This window comes from Stutzerimonas sp. (assembly GCF_982611455.1).
Genome location: NZ_CEXBBO010000010.1, coordinates 59,849 through 78,995, shown reverse-complemented (window position 1 = coordinate 78,995; position 19,147 = coordinate 59,849). Strand labels below are relative to the sequence as shown.

Sequence of the window (19,147 nt, the reverse complement as noted above, 5' to 3'; positions counted from 1 at the left end):
TTTTTACGGATTTCACCGATGCCCCCGCTTCCCCCCGCCATCTTTCTCATGGGCCCTACTGCGGCGGGCAAGACCGACCTGGCGCTTGCGCTTGCCCGGGTGTTGCCCTGCGATCTGATCAGTGTCGATTCGGCGTTGGTGTATCGGGGCATGGACATCGGTACCGCAAAGCCTTCAGCCGAGTTGCTCCGGGAATTTCCACACCGGCTGGTCGATATCCGTGATCCGGTGCAAAGTTACTCCGCGGCGGAATTCATCAGTGACGCGTTGGCGGCGATGGAGCAAAGTTCTGCCTCAGGAAGGATTCCGCTGCTGGTCGGCGGCACCATGCTCTACTTCAAGGCGCTGATCGAAGGTCTGGCCGATATGCCCGCGGCCAATGCTGCAGTACGCATGGAATTGGAGGCTCAGGCGCAGGCAGAGGGTCTGGTGCCGCTCCATCGCCTGCTTGCCGAGGTCGATCCCGAGTCGGCTGCGCGGATTCATCCCAACGATCCTCAACGCCTCATCAGGGCGCTGGAGGTCTACCGGGTCAGCGGTGTCAGCATGACCGAGCATCGTGCCCGACAAAGGTTGCAAAAAGCCGGAGCGGGCGCGCCAGACGCCGGCGTCTTGCCTTATACTGTCGCGCAGTTGTCCATTGCGCCCGCGCAGCGGCAGGTCCTGCATCAGCGTATCGAGCAGCGCTTCGTAGCGATGGTTGAACAGGGCTTTGTCGAAGAGGTCGAAGCACTTCGTAGGCGTAGCGATCTGCATCCTGAACTGCCCTCCATGCGTGCCGTAGGCTATCGCCAGGTCTGGAGTTATCTGGACGGTGCCTACTCAAGGGATGAAATGGTTCAGCGTGGCGTTATCGCGACCCGACAGCTGGCCAAACGCCAATTGACCTGGTTGCGCGGATGGGAGGGGGTTCACTGGCTGGAAAGTTCGGCCTGCGACAATCTGCCGCGAGCATTGAAATACTTGAAGACGCTCACCATATTGAGCTGACACTGCAATTTGACCGGCTATCCTCAGATGGATCAGCCGAGTTTGATTTTAAAAACTAATGAAAAGATCCTCTAAGGAGTGCGGCACATGTCAAAAGGGCATTCGCTACAAGACCCTTACCTGAACACTTTGCGTAAGGAACGCGTTCCGGTTTCCATCTATCTGGTCAACGGCATCAAGCTCCAGGGACAAATCGAGTCATTCGACCAATTCGTCATTCTTTTGAAGAACACCGTCAGCCAGATGGTTTATAAGCACGCCATCTCGACGGTCGTTCCGGGGCGTCCGGTGCGTCTGCCCGCGACCGGCGATGCGGAGCAGTCCGAGTCGGGTAACGACTAAAGGGGGCCGTCCTTGTTCTTCGAACGTCCCGGTGGCGGTGAGCGGGCTATCCTGGTTCATCTGGATGGTCAGGATCCAGCGGCGCGTGAAGACCCTCAAGAATTTCAGGAACTGGCACGGTCTGCTGGCGCTGAAACCGCTGGCTTCGTCAATGTGGCCAGGCATCAGCCTTCCGCGAAGTTCCTGATCGGCAGCGGCAAGGTCGAGGAGTTGCACGATCTCGTCAAGGATGGCGAGATCGAATTGGTCATTTTCAATCACACGCTGACACCCAGCCAGGAGCGCAACCTCGAGCGTGCTCTCGAATGCCGTGTGCTTGATCGAACCGGCCTGATTCTGGATATCTTCGCCCAGCGAGCACGTACCCACGAAGGCAAGCTGCAGGTCGAGCTGGCACAGCTTGAGCATATGAGCACGCGCCTAGTTCGCGGCTGGACGCACCTCGAGCGGCAAAAAGGTGGTATCGGTCTTCGTGGTCCGGGTGAGACGCAGCTTGAAACGGACCGACGTCTTCTGCGTGTGCGTATCCGTCAGATCAAACGGCGTCTGGAAAAGGTCCGTGGCCAGCGTGAGCAGGCGCGTCGTGGCCGGCAGCGTGCCGATATCCCGTTGATTTCGCTGGTGGGTTACACCAACGCCGGTAAGTCTACGTTGTTCAATTCCCTGACCGAATCCGACGTCTACGCCGCCAACCAGCTGTTCGCAACGCTCGACCCGACCTTGCGCCGACTCGAGTTGACCGATCTAGGGCCCGTGGTGCTTGCCGATACGGTAGGTTTCATTCGGCATCTGCCGCACAAGTTGGTCGAATCCTTCCGGGCTACGCTCGAAGAGTCGAGTAATGCCGATCTGCTGCTGCATGTCATCGATGCGCACGAGCCCGAGCGTGATCAGCAGATTGAGCAGGTATTGGCGGTGTTGGCAGAGATTGGCGCAAATGAACTGCCGATCCTTGAGGTGTATAACAAGGTAGATCTGCTCGAAGGTATCGAGCCGCAGATTCAGCGTAACGCAGACGGCGTGCCTCAGCGGGTCTGGGTTTCGGCGCAGCAGGGGTTGGGTCTCGATCTGTTGAAACAGGCCATCGCCGAACTGCTCGGCAATGATCTCTTCGTGGGGACGATTCGGCTTCCACAGCGCCTCGGGCGGCTACGGGCTCAATTGTTCGAGTTGGGTGCGGTGCAATCCGAATCTCATGATGACGAGGGCGGCAGTCTGCTCGATGTGCGCCTGCAGCGTGTTGAGCTGCATCGCCTGATTAGCCGTGAAGGCCTCGATGCGGAGCAGTTCTTCGATCAACATACTTTGCAATAAAGCTCGGGAGGCATTTAAGCCGTTTGTTCCGGGCTTTCGGTAGCATTGGTGGGCGCGCCGTTGGCGCGCCTTTAGCTTTATCTGAATGGAGAGCGCTATGGCTTGGAATGAGCCGGGTGGCAACTCGAATAACCAGGATCCCTGGGGTAGTGGTGGCGGTGGTCGTCGCGGTGGTGGCGATCAGAAAGGTCCGCCGGACCTGGATGAGGCTTTCCGCAAATTGCAGGACAGCCTTAACGGCATGTTCGGTGGCAAGAAACGTGGTGGTGGCTCGTCAGGTGGCGGCAGCGGCCGGCGTGGCGGTTTCGGACTTGTTTGGATCGGTCTGGTAGTGCTGCTTGCCGTCTGGCTGTTCAATGCGATCTATATCGTCGACGAGCAGGAGCAGGCTGTTGTGCTGCGTTTCGGCAAGTATCACGAAACCGTAGGGCCGGGTCTGAATATCTACTTCCCGCCGTTCGATCGCAAGTTCCAGGCTAACGTCACTCGTGAGCGTTCTTACAGCAAGCAGGGTCAGATGCTGACCGAAGACGAGAACATCATCGAAGTACCGCTAACGGTGCAGTACAAGATCAGCGACCTGCAGGCCTTCGTGCTTAACGTCGAAGATCCGGAAGCCTCGCTGCAGCATGCGACCGACAGTGCGGTGCGCCATGTCGTGGGCTCGACAGCGATGGATCAAGTATTGACCGAAGGCCGTGAGGCCATGGCGAACGAGGTTGAAGAGCGGCTACAGCGCTTCCTTGATAACTACGGCACCGGCATTGTCGTCACGCAAGTCAACCTTCAGAGTGCGGCAGCGCCGCGCGAAGTACAGGAAGCCTTCGATGATGTGATTCGTGCTCGAGAAGACGAGCAGCGTGAGAAGAATCAGGCCGAATCCTATGCCAATGGCGTAATTCCCGAGGCCCGTGGTCAGGCCCAGCGCATGCTGGAAGAGGCCAGCGGTTATCGAGATGCGGTGATTTCGCGCGCGCAGGGTGAGGCGGATCGCTTTACCAAGCTGCTTGCCGAGTATCGCAAGGCGCCGGACGTGACGCGCGAGCGCCTGTATCTGGAAACAATCCAAGAAGTCATGAGCAATACCAGCAAGGTTCTCGTTACCGGCGAGAGCGGGCAGAACAATCTGCTCTATTTACCGTTGGACAAGATGATCAATAGCCGCAATGGCGCCGAGCGATCTTCAGCAGCGCCCGCATCGGCCGCCTCGACTCAGGCCACGCGTCTTCCGCCGGAGCTCGATCCACGTGAAGTGCGTACAAGGGAGGTTCGCTAATGAGCAATAAGTCCCTGACGGCTCTTATCGTGGGCGTGGTGCTGGCGATCGTTCTGTGGAACAGCTTCTATATCGTCTCGCAGACCGAGCGTGCAGTGCTGTTGCGCTTCGGTCGTATCGTCGAGCCGGATGTGAAGCCGGGTCTTCATATGAAGATTCCGTACGTAAACAGCGTTCGCAAGTTCGATGCGCGCTTGATGACGCTCGATACGTCCACCGCGCGATACCTGACGCTGGAAAAGAAGGCGTTGATGGTCGATTCCTATGCCAAGTGGCGGGTCGACAACGCTGAGCGCTTCTACACAGCCACCTCCGGTATGAAACAGATCGCTGACGAGCGCCTCGCTCGCCGTCTGGAAGCGGCACTGCGTGACCAGTTCGGTAAGCGTACGCTGCACGAGTCGGTATCCGGCCAGCGAGACGAGCTGATGGCCTTGGTAACCAACAGCCTGAACCGCGCTGCGCAGCAGGAGCTCGGTATCGAGGTTGTCGATGTGCGCGTCAAGGGCATCGACTTACCTCGCGAGGTGAATCGAAGCGTATTCGAGCGCATGAGCTCCGAGCGTGAGCGTGAAGCCCGTGAGCACCGGGCGAAAGGTAAGGAATTGGCCGAGGGTATCCGTGCCGATGCCGATCGTCAGCGTCGTGTGCTGCTGGCTGAGGCGTTCCGTGAGGCCGAGGAGCTGCGCGGTGATGGTGATGCGCAGGCAGCTGCGATCTATGCTGCTGCGTACGAGCAGGATCGCGAGTTCTACTCGTTCCATCGCAGTCTGCAGGCTTATCGCGACAGTTTCGCCAATAAGGAAGATGTTCTGGTGTTGGATCCCAACAGCGATTTCTTCCGCTACCTGGAATCCGCAACAGCGCAATAGCCGCAAGGGCAATTACCCGGCAGGACGATGCGGTCCGCCGGGTGACCCATTGGCAAAACGTTGTTATGATCCGCCAGCCGGGGAAAACCCGGCTTTTTTGCGTCTGCGCCCTCTGTGGAAAGCAGACTGATCCGAGCATGGTCAGCCATGCTGATCCCCTTTGCGGGGCGTGGCGCTGGCGCCAGGGTTCAAACACAATCGCACGCGACCGATGGCCGGTTCAGGCTGTAGCCCCGGTGTTCGTCTGCTTGACTAGGCTTGCCGTATCGAGAGGTGATTGGCGAAATGGCAACGGTAGACCGCTGGCTCCTGCCAGATGGCATCGAAGAGGTGCTGCCGCCCGAGGCGGCGCGTATCGAAACCGCACGACGCCGCGTGCTGGATCTATTCCAGCGTTGGGGCTATGAGTTGGTCATCACTCCTCATGTGGAGTTTCTCGAGTCGCTGCTAACCGGCGCGGGACAGGACCTGGACCTCAAAACCTTCAAAGTCATTGATCCGTTGTCGGGTCGGCAGATGGGGTTGCGTGCAGATATCACGCCGCAGGTGGCGCGAGTGGATGCGCACACCTTGCGTCGCGAAGGTCCTAGCCGCCTTTGCTACGCCGGTAGCGTGCTGCATGCCAAGCCACAAGCGCTCGCCACCTCACGCAGCCCGATCCAGCTGGGCGCCGAACTTTACGGCGACAGCAGTACCTCCAGTGATCTCGAAGTGATCAGCCTGATGCTGGAGACGCTCGCACTCGCGGATGTGCCTGAAGTGCATATGGATCTTGGGCACGTCGGCATCTACCGTGGCTTAGCGCGCGCGGCCGGCTTATCCGGCGATGCTGAGCAGCGACTGTTCGATGCGCTGCAGCGCAAGGCGATGGATGAGATCGCTACCTTGACCGCCGACGTCGAGCCGGCGCTTGCAAGCATGCTGCGCGCGTTGGCCCGGCTCTGCGGGGGGCGCGAGACGCTCGAGGTTGCTCGTGCCACGCTTGCAGGCGCCCCTGCGGCGGTGCGCGAGGCGCTCGAAGGCCTGATTCATATCGCTGACCAGCTGGCGGTGCGGTATCCGACCCTGCCGCTGTACTTCGATCTGGGTGAGTTGCGCGGTTATCACTACCACACCGGTGTTGTATTCGCGGTATTCGTGCCGGGTGTCGGGCAATCGATCGCCCAGGGCGGTCGTTATGACGACATCGGTGCGGATTTTGGTCGTGCGCGACCGGCGACCGGATTTTCGACGGATCTGAAGACGCTGGTCGGTCTGGGCAATGCCGAGCTCGTGGCTTCTGTGGTTGGTGTCTGGGCGCCGTGCAGCACTGATCCGGCGTTATGGCAGGCGATCTGCCGGCTGCGCGAGCAGGGTGAGCGTGTCGTACAGGCTTTGGATGGGCAACAAAGCGATGCGGCGCCGAGCGTCGGCTGCGACCGCCAGCTTCTGCTGAAAGATGATTCCTGGGCTGTGGCGCCGCTGGCGCGCTGATGCGGGCCGCGCCGGATGCGCTAGGCTGGTTTTCAAGTTTTTTCGCCGGTCATGACCGGTATGCTTCGCCGAAGAGGACAAAGATTTATGGGTAAGAATGTCGTGGTCCTAGGCACCCAGTGGGGTGATGAGGGCAAGGGCAAGATCGTCGATCTGCTGACTGACCAGGCGGCTGCCGTGGTTCGCTTTCAGGGCGGTCACAACGCGGGTCATACGCTGGTTATCGATGGCGAAAAAACCGTGCTGCATCTGATTCCATCCGGCATCTTGCGCGCAAACGTGCAATGCCTGATCGGCAACGGCGTGGTCGTTGCACCGGATGCACTGATGCGCGAAATCACCAAGCTGGAAGAAAAGGGCGTGCCGGTGCGCGAGCGCCTGCGGATCAGTCCGGCCTGTACGTTGATCCTGCCGTATCACGTAGCGCTGGACCAAGCGCGCGAAGCGTCACGCTCAGAAGGCAAGATCGGCACCACGGGTCGTGGCATCGGCCCGGCTTACGAGGACAAAGTGGCTCGTCGCGGTCTGCGCATTGGCGATCTGTTCAACCCGGAGCGCTTTGCCGCCAAGCTGCGCGAGCTTCTCGAATACCACAACTTCATCCTGCAGAATTTCTACAAGGTTGAGCCTGTCGATTTTCAGAAAACCCTGGATGAGGCGCTGGGTTATGCCGAAATCCTAAAGCCGATGATGGCCGACGTGTCGGCTCGCCTGCATGAGCTGCGTAAGCAGGGCGCGCGAATCATGTTTGAGGGCGCCCAGGGCTCGCTGCTGGATATCGATCACGGCACCTATCCGTATGTCACCAGTTCCAGCACCACGGCCGGCGGTACCGCTACCGGATCCGGCTTCGGTCCGCTGTATCTGGATTACATTCTGGGTATCACCAAAGCCTATACGACGCGTGTTGGTTCCGGTCCGTTTCCGACGGAGCTGTTCGATGATATCGGTGCGCGTCTGGCGGAGCGTGGTCACGAGTTCGGTTCTACGACCGGTCGTGCCCGGCGGTGCGGCTGGTTCGATGCGGTGATTCTGCGTCGCGCGATCGAGATCAACAGCGTGTCGGGCATTTGTCTGACCAAGCTGGACGTGCTCGATGGGCTGGAAACTATTCGAATCTGCGTCGCCTACAAGGACCGCAACGGCGAGGTGTTGGTTGATGCGCCGACCGATGCAGACAGCTATCAGGGCTTGCAGCCGGTATACGAAGAAATCCCGGGCTGGAGCGAATCGACCGTCGGTGCCAAGACGCTAGAAGAGCTGCCAGACAATGCTCGCGCTTACATCAAGCGCATCGAAGAGCTCGTCGAGGCGCCGATCGACATCATTTCCACCGGGCCGGATCGCAACGAGACCATCGTGCTGCGTCATCCCTACGCCTGACAGCTCGTCTGTATTAAGAAGGCCGCCCTCGGGCGGCCTTCTTGTTTGCGGCTGATGACGGATGAACGCCCTTTAGAATCAAGGCGTTCATGCTCTCGCTGTCGTGCTGTTGCTCAGCGGCTACTTGGATTTTTCCAAAGGCAGAAACGAAAAAACCGAGCCAGTGGCTCGGTTTTTCTGAAAAGAGTGGTGCCCAGGAGAAGACTCGAACTTCCACGATGTTGCCATCGCTAGGACCTGAACCTAGTGCGTCTACCAATTCCGCCACCTGGGCACGTTGCGATGATTGCTCACCGACTTTTGTCGATTGCTGGTCGAGGCCGACGAACCTCGTGCCTATGAGACTCTTGCCAAGCGCAAGAATTTCATCAAATAAATGGTGCCCAGGAGAAGACTCGAACTTCCACGATGTTGCCATCGCTAGGACCTGAACCTAGTGCGTCTACCAATTCCGCCACCTGGGCACTGCAAACGATGATACTTCGTCGTTTCCATGCTACAACGTCTACCAGACATTGTGGGCGCGAACTATACGGGCGAGGTTATGCCTTGTAAAGGCCCGCAGATGAAAAATAATTCGCTCGAAAGCTGCCGTCAGCAGGCGTTTCGCGCTTCAATAGATATAGGGCGTTCTGCCTCTATAAATGAATGAAAGGTGACATCTCTTAATGGCCGATTGGCAATCCCTCGACCCCGAGGCCGCACGTGAAGCGGAAAAGTACGAAAACCCCATTCCCAGCCGTGAGCTGATTCTTCAACACCTGAGCGAGCGCGGCTCGCCAGCGGTGCGTGAACAGCTGGTAGAGGAGTTCGGGCTGGTATCCGAAGACGATATTGAAGCTCTGCGCCGCCGCTTGCGCGCGATGGAGCGTGACGGTCAGCTGATCTATACCCGGCGCGGCGCTTATGCCCCGGTTGACAAGCTGGACTTGGTTTGCGGTCGTGTCAGCGGCCATCGCGATGGTTTCGGTTTCTTGATCCCTGATGATGGCAGTGACGACCTGTTTCTCAGCCCTGCCCAGATGCGTCTGGTATTCGACGGGGACCGCTGCCTGGCACGGGTCGCCGGCCTCGATCGGCGCGGTCGCCGCGAAGGCGCGATCGTCGAGGTGATCAGCCGAGCTCATGAAACCATTGTCGGGCGATATCAGGAAGAAAGCGGCATCGGTTTCGTCATGGCTGATAATCCCAAGATCCAGCAGGAGGTACTGGTTACGCCAGGCCGCTCGATGGATGCCAAGCCCGGTCAATTCGTCGAAATCAAGATCACCCATTGGCCGACTCAGCGCTTCCAGCCTCAGGGCGATGTGGTCGAGGTAATCGGCAACTACATGGCTCCAGGCATGGAAATCGATGTTGCATTGCGCAGCTTCGATATTCCACACGTCTGGCCTGACGCTGTGGTTCGCGAAGCGGCCAAGCTCAAGCCGGAAGTGGAAGAGAAGGACAAACACAAGCGTGTCGACCTGCGCCATCTGCCCTTCGTCACCATCGACGGTGAAGATGCGCGGGATTTCGACGATGCGGTGTATTGCGAGAAGCTTAGCGGTTGGAAGCTTTTTTCGGGTGGCTTCCGCTTGTACGTTGCGATCGCGGACGTATCGCATTATGTGAAGGTGGGCTCGGCGCTGGATAAGGAAGCCGAGCTGCGCGGCACCTCGGTGTACTTCCCCGAGCGGGTGGTGCCGATGCTCCCGGAAGAGCTTTCCAATGGCCTCTGTTCGCTGAATCCGCATGTCGATCGCCTGGCAATGGTCTGCGAAATCACTCTGAGCAAATCAGGGAAGATGACTGACTACCAATTCTACGAAGCAGTCATCCATTCCCATGCCCGGCTGACCTACAACAAGGTAAGTAGCATGCTGGAGCAGCCGTCTTCGGCTGAAGGCAAGCGCCTGATCGGTGAGTATGCGCAGGTGCTGCCGGACCTCAAGCAGCTGTACGCGCTGTACAAGGTATTGCTCAAGGCGCGTCATGCCCGCGGTGCGATCGACTTCGAAACTCAGGAAACGCGCATCGTCTTCGGCGCAGAGCGCAAGATCGCCGCAATCAAACCCACTGAACGCAACGACGCGCACAAGCTGATCGAGGAGTGCATGCTGTGCGCCAACGTGGCCACGGCGCGCTTCCTGCAGGATCATGACATTCCCGGCCTGTATCGCGTTCACGATGGTCCGCCACTGGAGCGCCAGGAAAAGCTGCGTGCCTTCCTCGGCGAGCTGAGCCTGACCTTGCACAAGGGCAAGGAGGGGCCGACGCCCAAGGACTATCAGGCGTTGCTGGAGCGCATCCAGGGGCGTCCTGACTTTCACGTGATCCAGACAGTGATGCTGCGGTCGCTCAGTCAGGCGGTCTATAGCCCGGACAACAACGGCCACTTCGGTCTGAACTATGAAGCCTACGCGCACTTTACGTCGCCGATCCGCCGCTATCCGGACCTGCTGATCCATCGTGCGATTCGCAGCGTGATCCGCTCTCGCCGCGACACCGCGCATGTGCGTCGTGAAGGCGCAACCAGCATGCCCAAAGCGCGCATCTATCCGTACGATGAGGCTGCCCTGGAGCAACTGGGCGAGCAGTGCTCGATGACCGAGCGCCGAGCCGACGAGGCGACCCGTGACGTGGTGAACTGGCTGAAGTGCGAGTTCATGAAAGACCGGGTCGGCGAGAGCTTTCCGGGAGTCATCACGGCGGTAACCGGATTCGGCCTGTTCGTCGAGCTGACCGATATCTATGTCGAAGGTCTGGTGCATGTGACCGCCATGCCCGGCGATTACTACCACTTCGATCCGCTGCACCATCGCCTATCCGGCGAGCGCAGCGGGCGCAGTTTCCGTCTCGGTGACAGTGTTGAAGTGCGAGTGATGCGCGTCGATCTCGACGAGCGCAAGATAGATTTCGAACTCATCAGCGGTGGCAGCAAGATCGGCATTGGCGAGCGTGGCTCCATTGATGCCAAAGGCGGTGCTCGCAAGGATGGGCGCGGCAAGAAGGGCGCCGATACCTCGTTCTCCAAGGGGCGGGAGCCAGTCAGTGCCGCGGTTCGCAAAAGCCGTGAGATGAAAAAGGCGCTGCTCACCGATGCAAAAGGGAGCAAGCCAGCGAAAGGCAAGCCCAAGCGCAGCTCGTCGAAGCCAAAGGCGGCCAGCAAGCCGTCCACCAAGGCTGACGGCAGCGCGCCGCGTCAGCGTAAGGCCAAGACATGAGCGATCTCGAAAAAATCTACGGCCTGCACGCCGTGGAGGCTTTGCTTCGCCACCATCCGAAGCGGGTCAAGCAGGTCTGGCTGGCCGAAGGGCGCGACGATCCGCGGGTCCAGGCGTTGGTACAGTTGGCCGAGCAGTCGAAGGTCCGCGTCGGCCAGTGCGAGCGCCGCGAGATGGATGCCTGGGTTGAGGGCGTCCATCAGGGCGTGGTAGCCGATGTCAGTCCCAGTCAGGTCTGGGGCGATGCGATGCTCGAGGAGTTGCTGGATCGGACCGAGGGGGCGCCGTTGTTGCTGGTGCTCGATGGCGTCACGGATCCGCACAATCTCGGTGCCTGTCTGCGCACCGCCGACGCCGCCGGGGCGCTGGCGGTAATCATCCCTAAGGATAAATCAGCGACGCTGAACGCCACGGTGCGCAAGGTGGCTTGCGGTGCTGCGGAAGTCATTCCGCTGGTTGCGGTCACCAACCTTGCGCGAACGCTGGAAAAGCTGCAGCAGCGTGGTTTATGGATCGTCGGCACGGCCGGTGAAGCCGAGCGGGAAATCTACGATCAAGACCTCAGTGGGCCGATCGTATTAGTGATGGGGGCCGAGGGTAAGGGCATGCGGCGTTTGACCCGCGAGCATTGCGATTTCCTGGTGCGGCTGCCAATGGGCGGAAGTGTCAGCAGTCTCAACGTATCCGTCGCCACCGGCGTCTGCCTGTTCGAGGCGCTACGCCAGCGCCGCGCAGGCAAGACTGCAGACTAGTAGGGCGGTGCCGTCAGGCACCGATCTACCGCAGAGCTGCCGTTTGTCCCGAAACGGATCGCCTCGGTAGCGGTCAATTGTCCGTTCTGAGCCGTACGGTCGGCTCCATCGTGTTTTTGATTTGTGTGTGTTCGGGTGCGAGCCTGGCGCCTGCTATTGATTGCAGTCGATGCCAGGCTCCCATCATGGAGGTCGTATGCCGCAACGTCCGTCTTTCGAGACACTGTTTAGAGTTTCACCGAACGCCTATCTATTGCTTGACCGAGAGCTGACCATCCTGGATGCCAACTCGGCTTATCTGAAACTTACTGCTCGCGCACTCGAAGATATCGTTGGGCGGCGCATACATGAAGCGTTTGCGGTTGATCCGCAGTTTCCCGACGCAACCCGGGTCGAGGAGCTGCTTGAATCCTTTGGTCGCGTGCTGCGCACTAAGACGATGGATACGCTGCCGGTAATTCGCTACTCGATTGCTGTTAGCTCTGAAAGCGGTGCCATATACGAGGACCGTTACTGGAGCGCGACACACACGCCGATGCTGGATGAGCAGGGTGAAGTGACCGCTATCCTGCAGCACACGGTAGACATCACAGAGCTGCAATCGCTGAAGGTTTCGTTGCGCTCGGCTGAGCCCGGTCAGTCACCGCAGCAGATTGAGGCGGCGATCATATCGCGCGCCAAATCGATGCAGAGAGAAGGTAACCAGCTGCGCCAGCTGTTCGCTCAAGCGCCGGGCTTTGTCTGTTTTCTGCGCGGCCCGGAGCACATATTCGAGTTGGTCAACGAGGCCTATCAACAGCTCACCGGTTATCGTCAGTTGCTTGGCAGGGCGGTGCGCGATGGTTTGCCCGAGCTGGCAGGGCAGGCTTTCATTGGTCTGCTGGATCAGGTTTATCGCACCGGCGAGCCCTATATTGGCAGGGGCATGCGAGCGCTGCTGCAGCGTCGCCCCGACGTTGAGCCGGAGGAGGTATACGTCGACTTCGTGTTCCAGCCAATCATTGAGCGTGATGGGCGAACGTCGGGCATTTTCGTGCAGGGAAGTGATGTGACCGAGCAGCATCGCAGCCAGCAGGAGTTGCGCAAGCATCGCGAGCATCTCGAGGAGTTGGTTCGCGAACGCACGCGCGAATTGCTGCATAGCGAGTCCGAGCGTCGCGTGGCACAAGCGGCGCTGATGCAGTCGCAGAAGCTCGAGGCGGTAGGCAAGCTGACCGGTGGCATCGCCCATGATTTCAACAATATGCTGCAGATCATTGGCGGCAATCTGCAGCTGTTGCGCCGTAATCTGAGCACTGACGAGACGGCTCAGCGCCGTCTGGAATCGGCTGTTGGAGGCGTGGAGAAAGGTGCGCGCCTGGCGTCCCAGTTGCTCGCTTTTGCCAGTCGCCAACCGCTTCAGCCGCAAGCGGTAGATATGGGAGAGTTGCTCGGGCAGATGAGCGAATTGCTGAACGGTGCGCTTGGCAGGGCGATGCAGATAGACATCGATGTGCAGCAGGGCCTGTGGCCAGTTTTCGCTGACGTAGGCAATCTGCAAGCGGCGATTCTAAATCTTGCAGTCAACGCGCGCGACGCGATGACAGGTGGCGGTGCATTGTGCATACGTCTGCGCAATCGGTCTCTGGATGCTGCGCAACTTGGCGGGCAGCCAGGTATCGTGGCCGGCCCTTACGTGGAGCTGAATGTTATCGATGAAGGCGAAGGGATGCGCCCTGAAATATTGGAGCGCGCATTCGAGCCGTTCTTCACTACCCGTCAGGAAGCCAACGCGTCTGGTCTAGGCTTGAGTATGGTCTACGGTTTCGTCAAGCAGAGCGGTGGCTTCGTCGTGCTGGAGAGCGAAGAGGGCAGCGGGACTTCGGTCCGCGTGCATTTGCCGAGCAGCGCCGCAGAGAGTGAAGTGGGCGTACGTGAAACTGTGGGCGGGTATGATCGGCATCCGGCGCCTGCGACAACGTTCGATGCGGCCGAGGCCGCAGAGAAGGGGAGTGGCTTGAAGATCCTGTTTGTCGAGGATGATCCCACGCTGCGCATGCTTACCGGGGAGGTAATGGAAGAGCTCGGTCACGAGGTCAGCCTTTGCGAGTCGGCAGAAACCGCGCTGGAACGGCTTGAGCAGTGTCGCTTCGACGTGCTGCTGACCGATGTCGGGCTGGCTGGAATAAGCGGCATCGAACTGGTGCGCCAAGCCAAGCTGCGCGATGCCGCGCTGAGCGTCGTCATCGCCTCCGGTTACGCCGTGGATGCCCGCGAAGAAGGCCTAGAGAACCTGCGAACCATGCTCAAGCCCTACGACATTCATCAGGTCAGAAGCCTGCTTGAAAGCATTCAGGCTGAGCGGTTCGCTGCTGGTCGCGGCTGAGTGCCTGGCTGGTCAAATAATCACCAAAGCGCCTTGCGTGGTCGGTCGGGCTTCTCTAGAATTGCGCCCCTTGCCCGGATGGCAGGCGTTTGCGCGCCTCTCTGGCAGGCAAGGCAATATACATACCATTCACTCCTTGCCTGATCCGCGTTGTGCGGCAGGCTGCAACCCGTAAGGAGCAACAATGCGTCATTACGAAATCATCTTTCTGGTCCACCCCGACCAGAGTGAGCAGGTTGGCGGCATGGTGGAGCGTTACACCAAGCTGATCGAAGAAGACGGTGGCAAGATCCATCGTCTGGAAGACTGGGGTCGTCGTCAGTTGGCTTACGCCATCAACAACGTACACAAGGCCCACTACGTGATGCTGAACGTCGAGTGCAGCGGTAAGGCACTGGCTGAGCTGGAAGATAACTTCCGCTACAACGACGCGGTCATCCGTAACTTGGTCATCCGTCGCGACGAAGCCGAGACTGAACAGTCCGAGATGCTCAAGGCTGAGGAAAACCGTAGCGAGCGCCGCGAGCGTCGTGATCGCCCTGAATCTGACAATGTCAACGAAAATGACAGCGACAGTGACAGCCGCGACAACAACGCTGACGAGTAATCCACGGACCTATTGAGGAGCCTATTTCATGGCACGTTTTTTCCGTCGTCGTAAATTCTGCCGTTTCACTGCAGAAAACGTGAAAGAGATCGACTACAAGGATCTCAACACACTGAAAGCCTACATTTCCGAAACCGGCAAGATCGTTCCTAGCCGTATTACCGGAACCAAAGCACGCTATCAGCGCCAGCTGGCTACCGCTATCAAGCGCGCCCGTTTCCTGGCCCTGTTGCCCTACACCGACAGCCACGGCCGTTGATCGAACTGTTCGACAGAAGTAAAGGATAGATCGCATGCGCGCCCTGGCTGACTTCATCATGCGCGGCCGTATGCAAGCAATTGCTGTAGTGGCTGGCTCTGCGGCATTGCCGATGTTGTTCTGGCTGTGTGCCGCTGCAGGTAGCTTGGTGTTGTTGCGCCGCGGACTGAATGACGCGCTGGGTGTATTGGTCTGGGCGGTATTGCCGGCAATGGCTTGGTGGTACTTCGGTGATCCACGGACTTTGCTGGTGTTGCTGGGATCGTTCGGGTTGGCGCTGTTGTTGCGCAACCAGAACTCCTGGTCCCGTGTGATGCTTTGCAGCGTAGGGCTCGGGATGCTGTATGCCTGGGCGCTCGGAGTGGTTTTCGGCGAGCCGATCACGGCGCTGGCTACCGAGTTGCAGAAAGTGTTGCCCGACATGCTGTCGGATGCCTATCAGCAACTTTCAGTGGAAGAGCAGGCGCGGTTGGGAGCGTTGCTGATACCGGTTCTGACCGGTCTGTTGGCGGCGCTGCTGCAGATCACTACCTTGCTCAGCCTGATGCTCGGGCGGTACTGGCAGGCGCTGTTATACAACCCGGGTGGCTTCGGGCTCGAATTCCGAGCGCTGCGTTTTTCGCCGGCGCTGGCGATGATGCTCCTGGTGGGCATGTTGCTTGGACCGAGTCTGGGTGCGCAGATGGTGATGCTGGCTCCGCTCTGCAGTGTTCCGCTGGTGTTTGCCGGTGTCGCACTGGTGCATGGGCTGATGGCAAAGAGCCGGATGTCGCGGTTTTGGCTGGTGGGGCTTTACGTCACGCTGGTGCTGTTCATGCAATTGATTTATCCGCTACTGGCCGTCTTGGCCATTGTCGACAGCTTGTTTGATTTTCGCGGTCGGGCATCTCGTGATGACGATGCGGGGCCTGCGAACGGTGAAGGTTAAGTTAAAGAGGTAAGACTCAAATGGAAGTCATCCTGCTGGAAAAAGTCGCAAACCTGGGCAACCTGGGCGACAAGGTAAACGTCAAGTCTGGTTACGGCCGCAACTATCTGCTGCCGCAGCGCAAGGCTACTGCTGCAACCCCAGCGAACATCGCTGAGTTTGAAGCTCGCCGTGCCGATCTGGAAAAAGCTGCTGCCGAGCGTAAGGCTTCCGCCGAAACTCGCGCTGCTCAGCTGGCTGAACTGGAAGTCACCATCACCGCGACTGCGGGTGATGAAGGCAAGCTGTTCGGTTCCATCGGTACTCACGATATCGCCGATGCTCTGACCGCCTCTGGCGTGGAAGTGGCGAAGAGTGAAATTCGTCTGCCGAACGGTACCATCCGTCAGGTTGGTGAGTACGACGTAGCCGTGCATCTGCACACCGACGTCGAAGCGACCGTGAAGCTGATCGTGATCGCTGGCTGATACCGGCCATCGTCTGGCACCTCGGGTGCCTGACGGGTAACATCGGGCACGCTTCCACGCGAGTGGAGCGTGCCCTTTGTCTTTCTGAACATCAAGAATTCCGAGTGCCATGAACGACATCAGCATTCCCCAGCAGTACGACCTGGAAACCGCCGCGCTCAAGGTGCCGCCGCATTCCATCGAGGCCGAGCAGGCTGTGCTTGGCGGACTGATGCTCGACAATAATGCTTGGGAGCGTGTGCTCGATCAGGTCTCCGATGGCGACTTCTATCGTCACGACCATCGGCTGATCTTCCGCGCTGTTTTCGTTCTGGCCGAGCGCAACTCGCCGTTCGACGTAGTGACCCTTTCCGAACAGCTGGACAAAGAGGGTCATCTGTCGCAGGTCGGTGGGCTCGCCTATCTGGGTGAACTGGCAAAGAACACGCCGTCCGTGGCCAATATCAAGGCCTACGCGCAGATCATTCGCGAACGAGCCACGCTGCGTCAGCTGATCGGTATCAGCAACGAGATTGCCGACAGCGCCTATGCGCCGCAGGGGCGCACCGGGGATGAAATTCTCGACGAAGCCGAGCGGATGATCTTCCAGATAGCCGAAGCTCGCCCTAATACGGGTGGGCCAATTGGGATCAACGACATTCTGGTCAAAGCCATCGACCGGATCGACTCGTTGTTCAATGCGGGCGAGGACATTACGGGGCTGTCGACCGGCTTCGCCGATCTCGACGAGGCCACTAGCGGCCTGCAGCCTGCTGACCTGATCATCGTTGCCGGTCGACCTTCCATGGGTAAGACCACTTTTGCGATGAACCTCGTGGAGAACGCTGTACTGCGTTCCGACAAAGCGATCCTGGTTTTTTCGCTGGAAATGCCGGCCGACTCCATCGTGATTCGTATGCTGGCCTCCCTTGGGCGGATCGATCAGACCAAAGTGCGGACCGGCAAGCTCAGCGACGACGACTGGCCGCGGTTGACCTCGGCGGTCAACCTGCTCAACGACCGCAAGTTGTTCATCGACGATACCGCCGGCATTTCACCATCAGAAATGCGCGCCCGTACACGGCGTCTGGCGCGTGAGCACGGTGAAATCGGCATGATCATGGTCGACTACTTGCAGCTGATGCAGATCCCTGGCTCCAGCGGCGACAACCGAACCAACGAAATCTCCGAGATATCCCGCTCGCTGAAAGGCTTGGCCAAGGAGTTCAATTGCCCGGTTATCGCGCTCTCGCAGCTCAACCGCTCCCTTGAGCAGCGACCCAACAAACGCCCGATCAACTCTGACCTGCGTGAATCCGGCGCCATCGAGCAGGACGCCGACATCATCATGTTCGTTTACCGGGACGAGGTGTATCACCCTGAAACCGAATACAAGGGCGTCGCCGAAATCATCATAGGTAAGCAGCGGAACGGCCCAATCGGGACGACGCGCTTGGCATTCCTCGGCAAATATTCGCGTTTCGAGAACTTGGCGCCCGGCAGCTACCAATTTGATGATGAATAGGGATAAAAGCCGATAAAGCCGATAAAAGCGCTGGAGGCTTGAGAGCTGGACGATTAAAAGCAGCTTGAGGCCGAAAGTTGAAAGCTGGAAAAAGCTATACGGGGTTTGGTCACGGTCATGCTGTCCAGCCTCCAGCCTCCAGGCAGCTTCCAGCTTCCAACTGTTCAGCCTAAAATTCCGCTTCCCCTCGCTGACAGGAGCCATCCATGCGTCCCCTTGTTGCCACCGTCGATTTGGCTGCCATTCGTCATAACTATGCTCTGGCGAAACGTTGCGCGCCGGGGCGGCGGGCTTTTGCAGTAGTCAAGGCCGATGCCTACGGGCATGGAGCGGCGGCCGTAACAGCGGCCTTGCGTGGCGAAGCCGACGGCTTCGCCGTGTGCAGCGTCGAGGAAGCGCGTGTGGTGCGCGAACAGGCGCCGGAGACGCGGGTGCTGCTGCTCGAAGGCTGTTTCGACGCCGAAGATTGCCTGGCTGCCATGGAGCTGGGGCTGGATGTTTCGGTGCAGGGTGCCGAGCAGGCGAAGCGGCTGCTGGGCTGTGTGCCGGCGCGATCGCTGAACGTCTGGCTCAAACTGGATTCAGGCATGCACCGACTGGGCTTCGATACGGCCGAGCTGAAGCATTGGGCTGAGCGGCTGCGCGCGGCGCCTCAGGTAGCGGAGATAAACCTGATGAGCCACTTCGCCTGTGCCGACGAACACATGCATCCGATGACCGAGCGTCAGCTCGAAAGCTATCAAGGGCTGCAGGATACGGACTTCGACCAGCGCAGCTTTGCCAATTCGGCAGCCGTGTTGACGCTGGCCCCGGCGCACATGGACTGGCTGCGCCCCGGCATCATGCTTTACGGCGCCTCGCCCTTCGCCGAACGTAGTGCCGCCGAATTGGGGCTGCATCCTGCCATGACGCTGACGGCCGAGGTGATTGCCATGCACGATGTGCCGGCCGGTGAAAGCGTCGGTTACGGCGCGACCTGGGTGGCGCAGCGCCCGTCGCGCATCGGCACCGTCAGCTGCGGTTACGCCGATGGTTATCCTCGCCATGCGCCATCCGGTACACCGGTCGTGGTTCGCGGCCAGCGCGTACCGCTGGCAGGAAGGGTGTCCATGGACATGCTGGCAATCGACCTGACCGACGTTCCTGGAGCTGTCATTGGCGACTCGGTCGAGCTTTGGGGCACACGCATGCCCATCGACGAACTGGCCCACGCCTGCGGCACCATCGGCTACGAGCTGCTCACCAAAGTGACACAACGGGTGCCGCGACGTTACGTCGCTTAAAGCCTGCAAGAAGACTAGAGGCTGGACGAAGCTAGAGCTTGACGCGGATTTGGCGCAAGGCTTAACACTGACAGCCTCCAAACCCGAGCTCTTCACTCGGCCTTCCTGATCATTTTTTGTGCTATA

At 59.3% G+C, this 19,147-nt stretch carries 16 protein-coding genes and 2 tRNA genes; 16 read left to right on the top strand and 2 right to left on the bottom strand.

Annotated elements, in window-relative coordinates; all coding sequences use genetic code 11:
- The first annotated feature begins 18 nt into the window (after positions 1-18).
- From miaA to AC2LD7_RS08520, 7 genes are all read left to right on the top strand, one after another.
- Positions 19-990, top strand: a complete 972-nt coding sequence (gene miaA / locus AC2LD7_RS08550) for a tRNA (adenosine(37)-N6)-dimethylallyltransferase MiaA (protein WP_484597331.1) — start codon at positions 19-21, stop codon at positions 988-990.
- Between the two features lie 87 nt (positions 991-1,077).
- Entirely contained in the window at positions 1,078-1,332 is a 255-nt protein-coding gene (gene hfq, locus AC2LD7_RS08545) for an RNA chaperone Hfq (RefSeq protein WP_168425119.1), read from the top strand.
- Between the two features lie 12 nt (positions 1,333-1,344).
- Positions 1,345-2,646: a ribosome rescue GTPase HflX gene (gene hflX / locus AC2LD7_RS08540; protein ID WP_484597330.1), complete on the top strand. Its 1,302-nt coding sequence runs from the start codon at positions 1,345-1,347 to the stop codon at positions 2,644-2,646.
- Between the two features lie 97 nt (positions 2,647-2,743).
- Positions 2,744-3,922, top strand: a complete 1,179-nt coding sequence (gene hflK, locus AC2LD7_RS08535; RefSeq protein WP_484597329.1) for an FtsH protease activity modulator HflK — start codon at positions 2,744-2,746, stop codon at positions 3,920-3,922.
- Positions 3,922-4,794 (top strand): protease modulator HflC, encoded by an 873-nt coding sequence (gene hflC / locus AC2LD7_RS08530; RefSeq protein WP_484597328.1) that lies wholly within the window; start codon positions 3,922-3,924, stop codon positions 4,792-4,794. The genes hflK and hflC overlap by 1 nt, the downstream gene beginning before the upstream one ends.
- Before the next feature lie 285 nt (positions 4,795-5,079).
- Complete coding sequence (locus AC2LD7_RS08525; RefSeq protein ID WP_484597327.1) at positions 5,080-6,267, top strand: ATP phosphoribosyltransferase regulatory subunit; 1,188 nt, start codon at positions 5,080-5,082, stop codon at positions 6,265-6,267.
- Between the two features lie 87 nt (positions 6,268-6,354).
- Positions 6,355-7,650 (top strand): adenylosuccinate synthase, encoded by a 1,296-nt coding sequence (locus tag AC2LD7_RS08520; protein WP_484597326.1) that lies wholly within the window; start codon positions 6,355-6,357, stop codon positions 7,648-7,650.
- Between the two features lie 187 nt (positions 7,651-7,837).
- On the opposite strand, the gene AC2LD7_RS08515 is transcribed toward AC2LD7_RS08520, so the two are convergent.
- Both AC2LD7_RS08515 and AC2LD7_RS08510 read right to left on the bottom strand, forming a co-directional pair.
- Positions 7,838-7,924: transfer RNA gene (locus AC2LD7_RS08515), tRNA-Leu, on the bottom strand.
- A 103-nt stretch (positions 7,925-8,027) separates the two neighbouring features.
- Positions 8,028-8,114 (bottom strand) — tRNA-Leu (locus AC2LD7_RS08510).
- A gap of 204 nt (positions 8,115-8,318) precedes the next feature.
- On the opposite strand from AC2LD7_RS08510, the gene rnr reads away from it, so the two are divergent.
- The 9 genes from rnr to alr all read left to right on the top strand — a co-directional run bounded on the left by rnr (position 8,319) and on the right by alr (position 19,021).
- Positions 8,319-10,856, top strand: coding sequence for a ribonuclease R (gene rnr, locus AC2LD7_RS08505; protein ID WP_484597325.1), 2,538 nt, complete (start codon positions 8,319-8,321; stop codon positions 10,854-10,856).
- The gene (gene rlmB, locus AC2LD7_RS08500) at positions 10,853-11,608 is read left to right on the top strand and encodes a 23S rRNA (guanosine(2251)-2'-O)-methyltransferase RlmB (protein ID WP_484597324.1); all 756 of its coding nucleotides are present in this window, start codon (positions 10,853-10,855) and stop codon (positions 11,606-11,608) included. The genes rnr and rlmB overlap by 4 nt, the downstream gene beginning before the upstream one ends.
- A 196-nt stretch (positions 11,609-11,804) precedes the next feature.
- Complete coding sequence (locus AC2LD7_RS08495) at positions 11,805-13,973, top strand: PAS domain-containing protein (protein ID WP_484597323.1); 2,169 nt, start codon at positions 11,805-11,807, stop codon at positions 13,971-13,973.
- A gap of 184 nt (positions 13,974-14,157) precedes the next feature.
- Positions 14,158-14,580: a 30S ribosomal protein S6 gene (gene rpsF / locus AC2LD7_RS08490; protein WP_484597322.1), complete on the top strand. Its 423-nt coding sequence runs from the start codon at positions 14,158-14,160 to the stop codon at positions 14,578-14,580.
- 28 nt (positions 14,581-14,608) lie between these two features.
- Entirely contained in the window at positions 14,609-14,839 is a 231-nt protein-coding gene (gene rpsR / locus AC2LD7_RS08485; protein WP_019340128.1) for a 30S ribosomal protein S18, read from the top strand.
- A gap of 34 nt (positions 14,840-14,873) precedes the next feature.
- A complete protein-coding gene (locus AC2LD7_RS08480) occupies positions 14,874-15,767 on the top strand; it encodes a hypothetical protein (protein ID WP_484597321.1) in 894 nt (297 codons plus the stop codon).
- A gap of 20 nt (positions 15,768-15,787) precedes the next feature.
- Positions 15,788-16,234: a 50S ribosomal protein L9 gene (gene rplI, locus AC2LD7_RS08475; protein ID WP_222909458.1), complete on the top strand. Its 447-nt coding sequence runs from the start codon at positions 15,788-15,790 to the stop codon at positions 16,232-16,234.
- Positions 16,235-16,343: 109 nt separating this feature from the next.
- Positions 16,344-17,738, top strand: a complete 1,395-nt coding sequence (gene dnaB, locus AC2LD7_RS08470) for a replicative DNA helicase (protein ID WP_484597320.1) — start codon at positions 16,344-16,346, stop codon at positions 17,736-17,738.
- Positions 17,739-17,944: 206 nt separating this feature from the next.
- Positions 17,945-19,021 carry an alanine racemase gene (gene alr, locus AC2LD7_RS08465; RefSeq protein ID WP_484597319.1) on the top strand — a complete coding sequence of 359 codons (1,077 nt, stop codon included), beginning with the start codon at positions 17,945-17,947 and terminating at the stop codon, positions 19,019-19,021.
- Positions 19,022-19,147 lie beyond the last annotated feature (126 nt).

Bases quoted from the DNA above. Each gene is read 5' to 3' on its own strand.
- miaA (WP_484597331.1), top strand. From the start codon at position 19: ATGCCCCCGCTTCCCCCCGCCATCTTTCTCATGGGCCCTACTGCGGCG.
- hfq (WP_168425119.1), top strand. From the start codon at position 1,078: ATGTCAAAAGGGCATTCGCTACAAGACCCTTACCTGAACACTTTGCGT.
- hflK (WP_484597329.1), top strand. From the start codon at position 2,744: ATGGCTTGGAATGAGCCGGGTGGCAACTCGAATAACCAGGATCCCTGG.
- hflC (WP_484597328.1), top strand. From the start codon at position 3,922: ATGAGCAATAAGTCCCTGACGGCTCTTATCGTGGGCGTGGTGCTGGCG.
- AC2LD7_RS08525 (WP_484597327.1), top strand. From the start codon at position 5,080: ATGGCAACGGTAGACCGCTGGCTCCTGCCAGATGGCATCGAAGAGGTG.
- AC2LD7_RS08520 (WP_484597326.1), top strand. From the start codon at position 6,355: ATGGGTAAGAATGTCGTGGTCCTAGGCACCCAGTGGGGTGATGAGGGC.
- rnr (WP_484597325.1), top strand. From the start codon at position 8,319: ATGGCCGATTGGCAATCCCTCGACCCCGAGGCCGCACGTGAAGCGGAA.
- rlmB (WP_484597324.1), top strand. From the start codon at position 10,853: ATGAGCGATCTCGAAAAAATCTACGGCCTGCACGCCGTGGAGGCTTTG.
- AC2LD7_RS08495 (WP_484597323.1), top strand. From the start codon at position 11,805: ATGCCGCAACGTCCGTCTTTCGAGACACTGTTTAGAGTTTCACCGAAC.
- rpsF (WP_484597322.1), top strand. From the start codon at position 14,158: ATGCGTCATTACGAAATCATCTTTCTGGTCCACCCCGACCAGAGTGAG.
- rpsR (WP_019340128.1), top strand. From the start codon at position 14,609: ATGGCACGTTTTTTCCGTCGTCGTAAATTCTGCCGTTTCACTGCAGAA.
- AC2LD7_RS08480 (WP_484597321.1), top strand. From the start codon at position 14,874: ATGCGCGCCCTGGCTGACTTCATCATGCGCGGCCGTATGCAAGCAATT.
- rplI (WP_222909458.1), top strand. From the start codon at position 15,788: ATGGAAGTCATCCTGCTGGAAAAAGTCGCAAACCTGGGCAACCTGGGC.
- dnaB (WP_484597320.1), top strand. From the start codon at position 16,344: ATGAACGACATCAGCATTCCCCAGCAGTACGACCTGGAAACCGCCGCG.
- alr (WP_484597319.1), top strand. From the start codon at position 17,945: ATGCGTCCCCTTGTTGCCACCGTCGATTTGGCTGCCATTCGTCATAAC.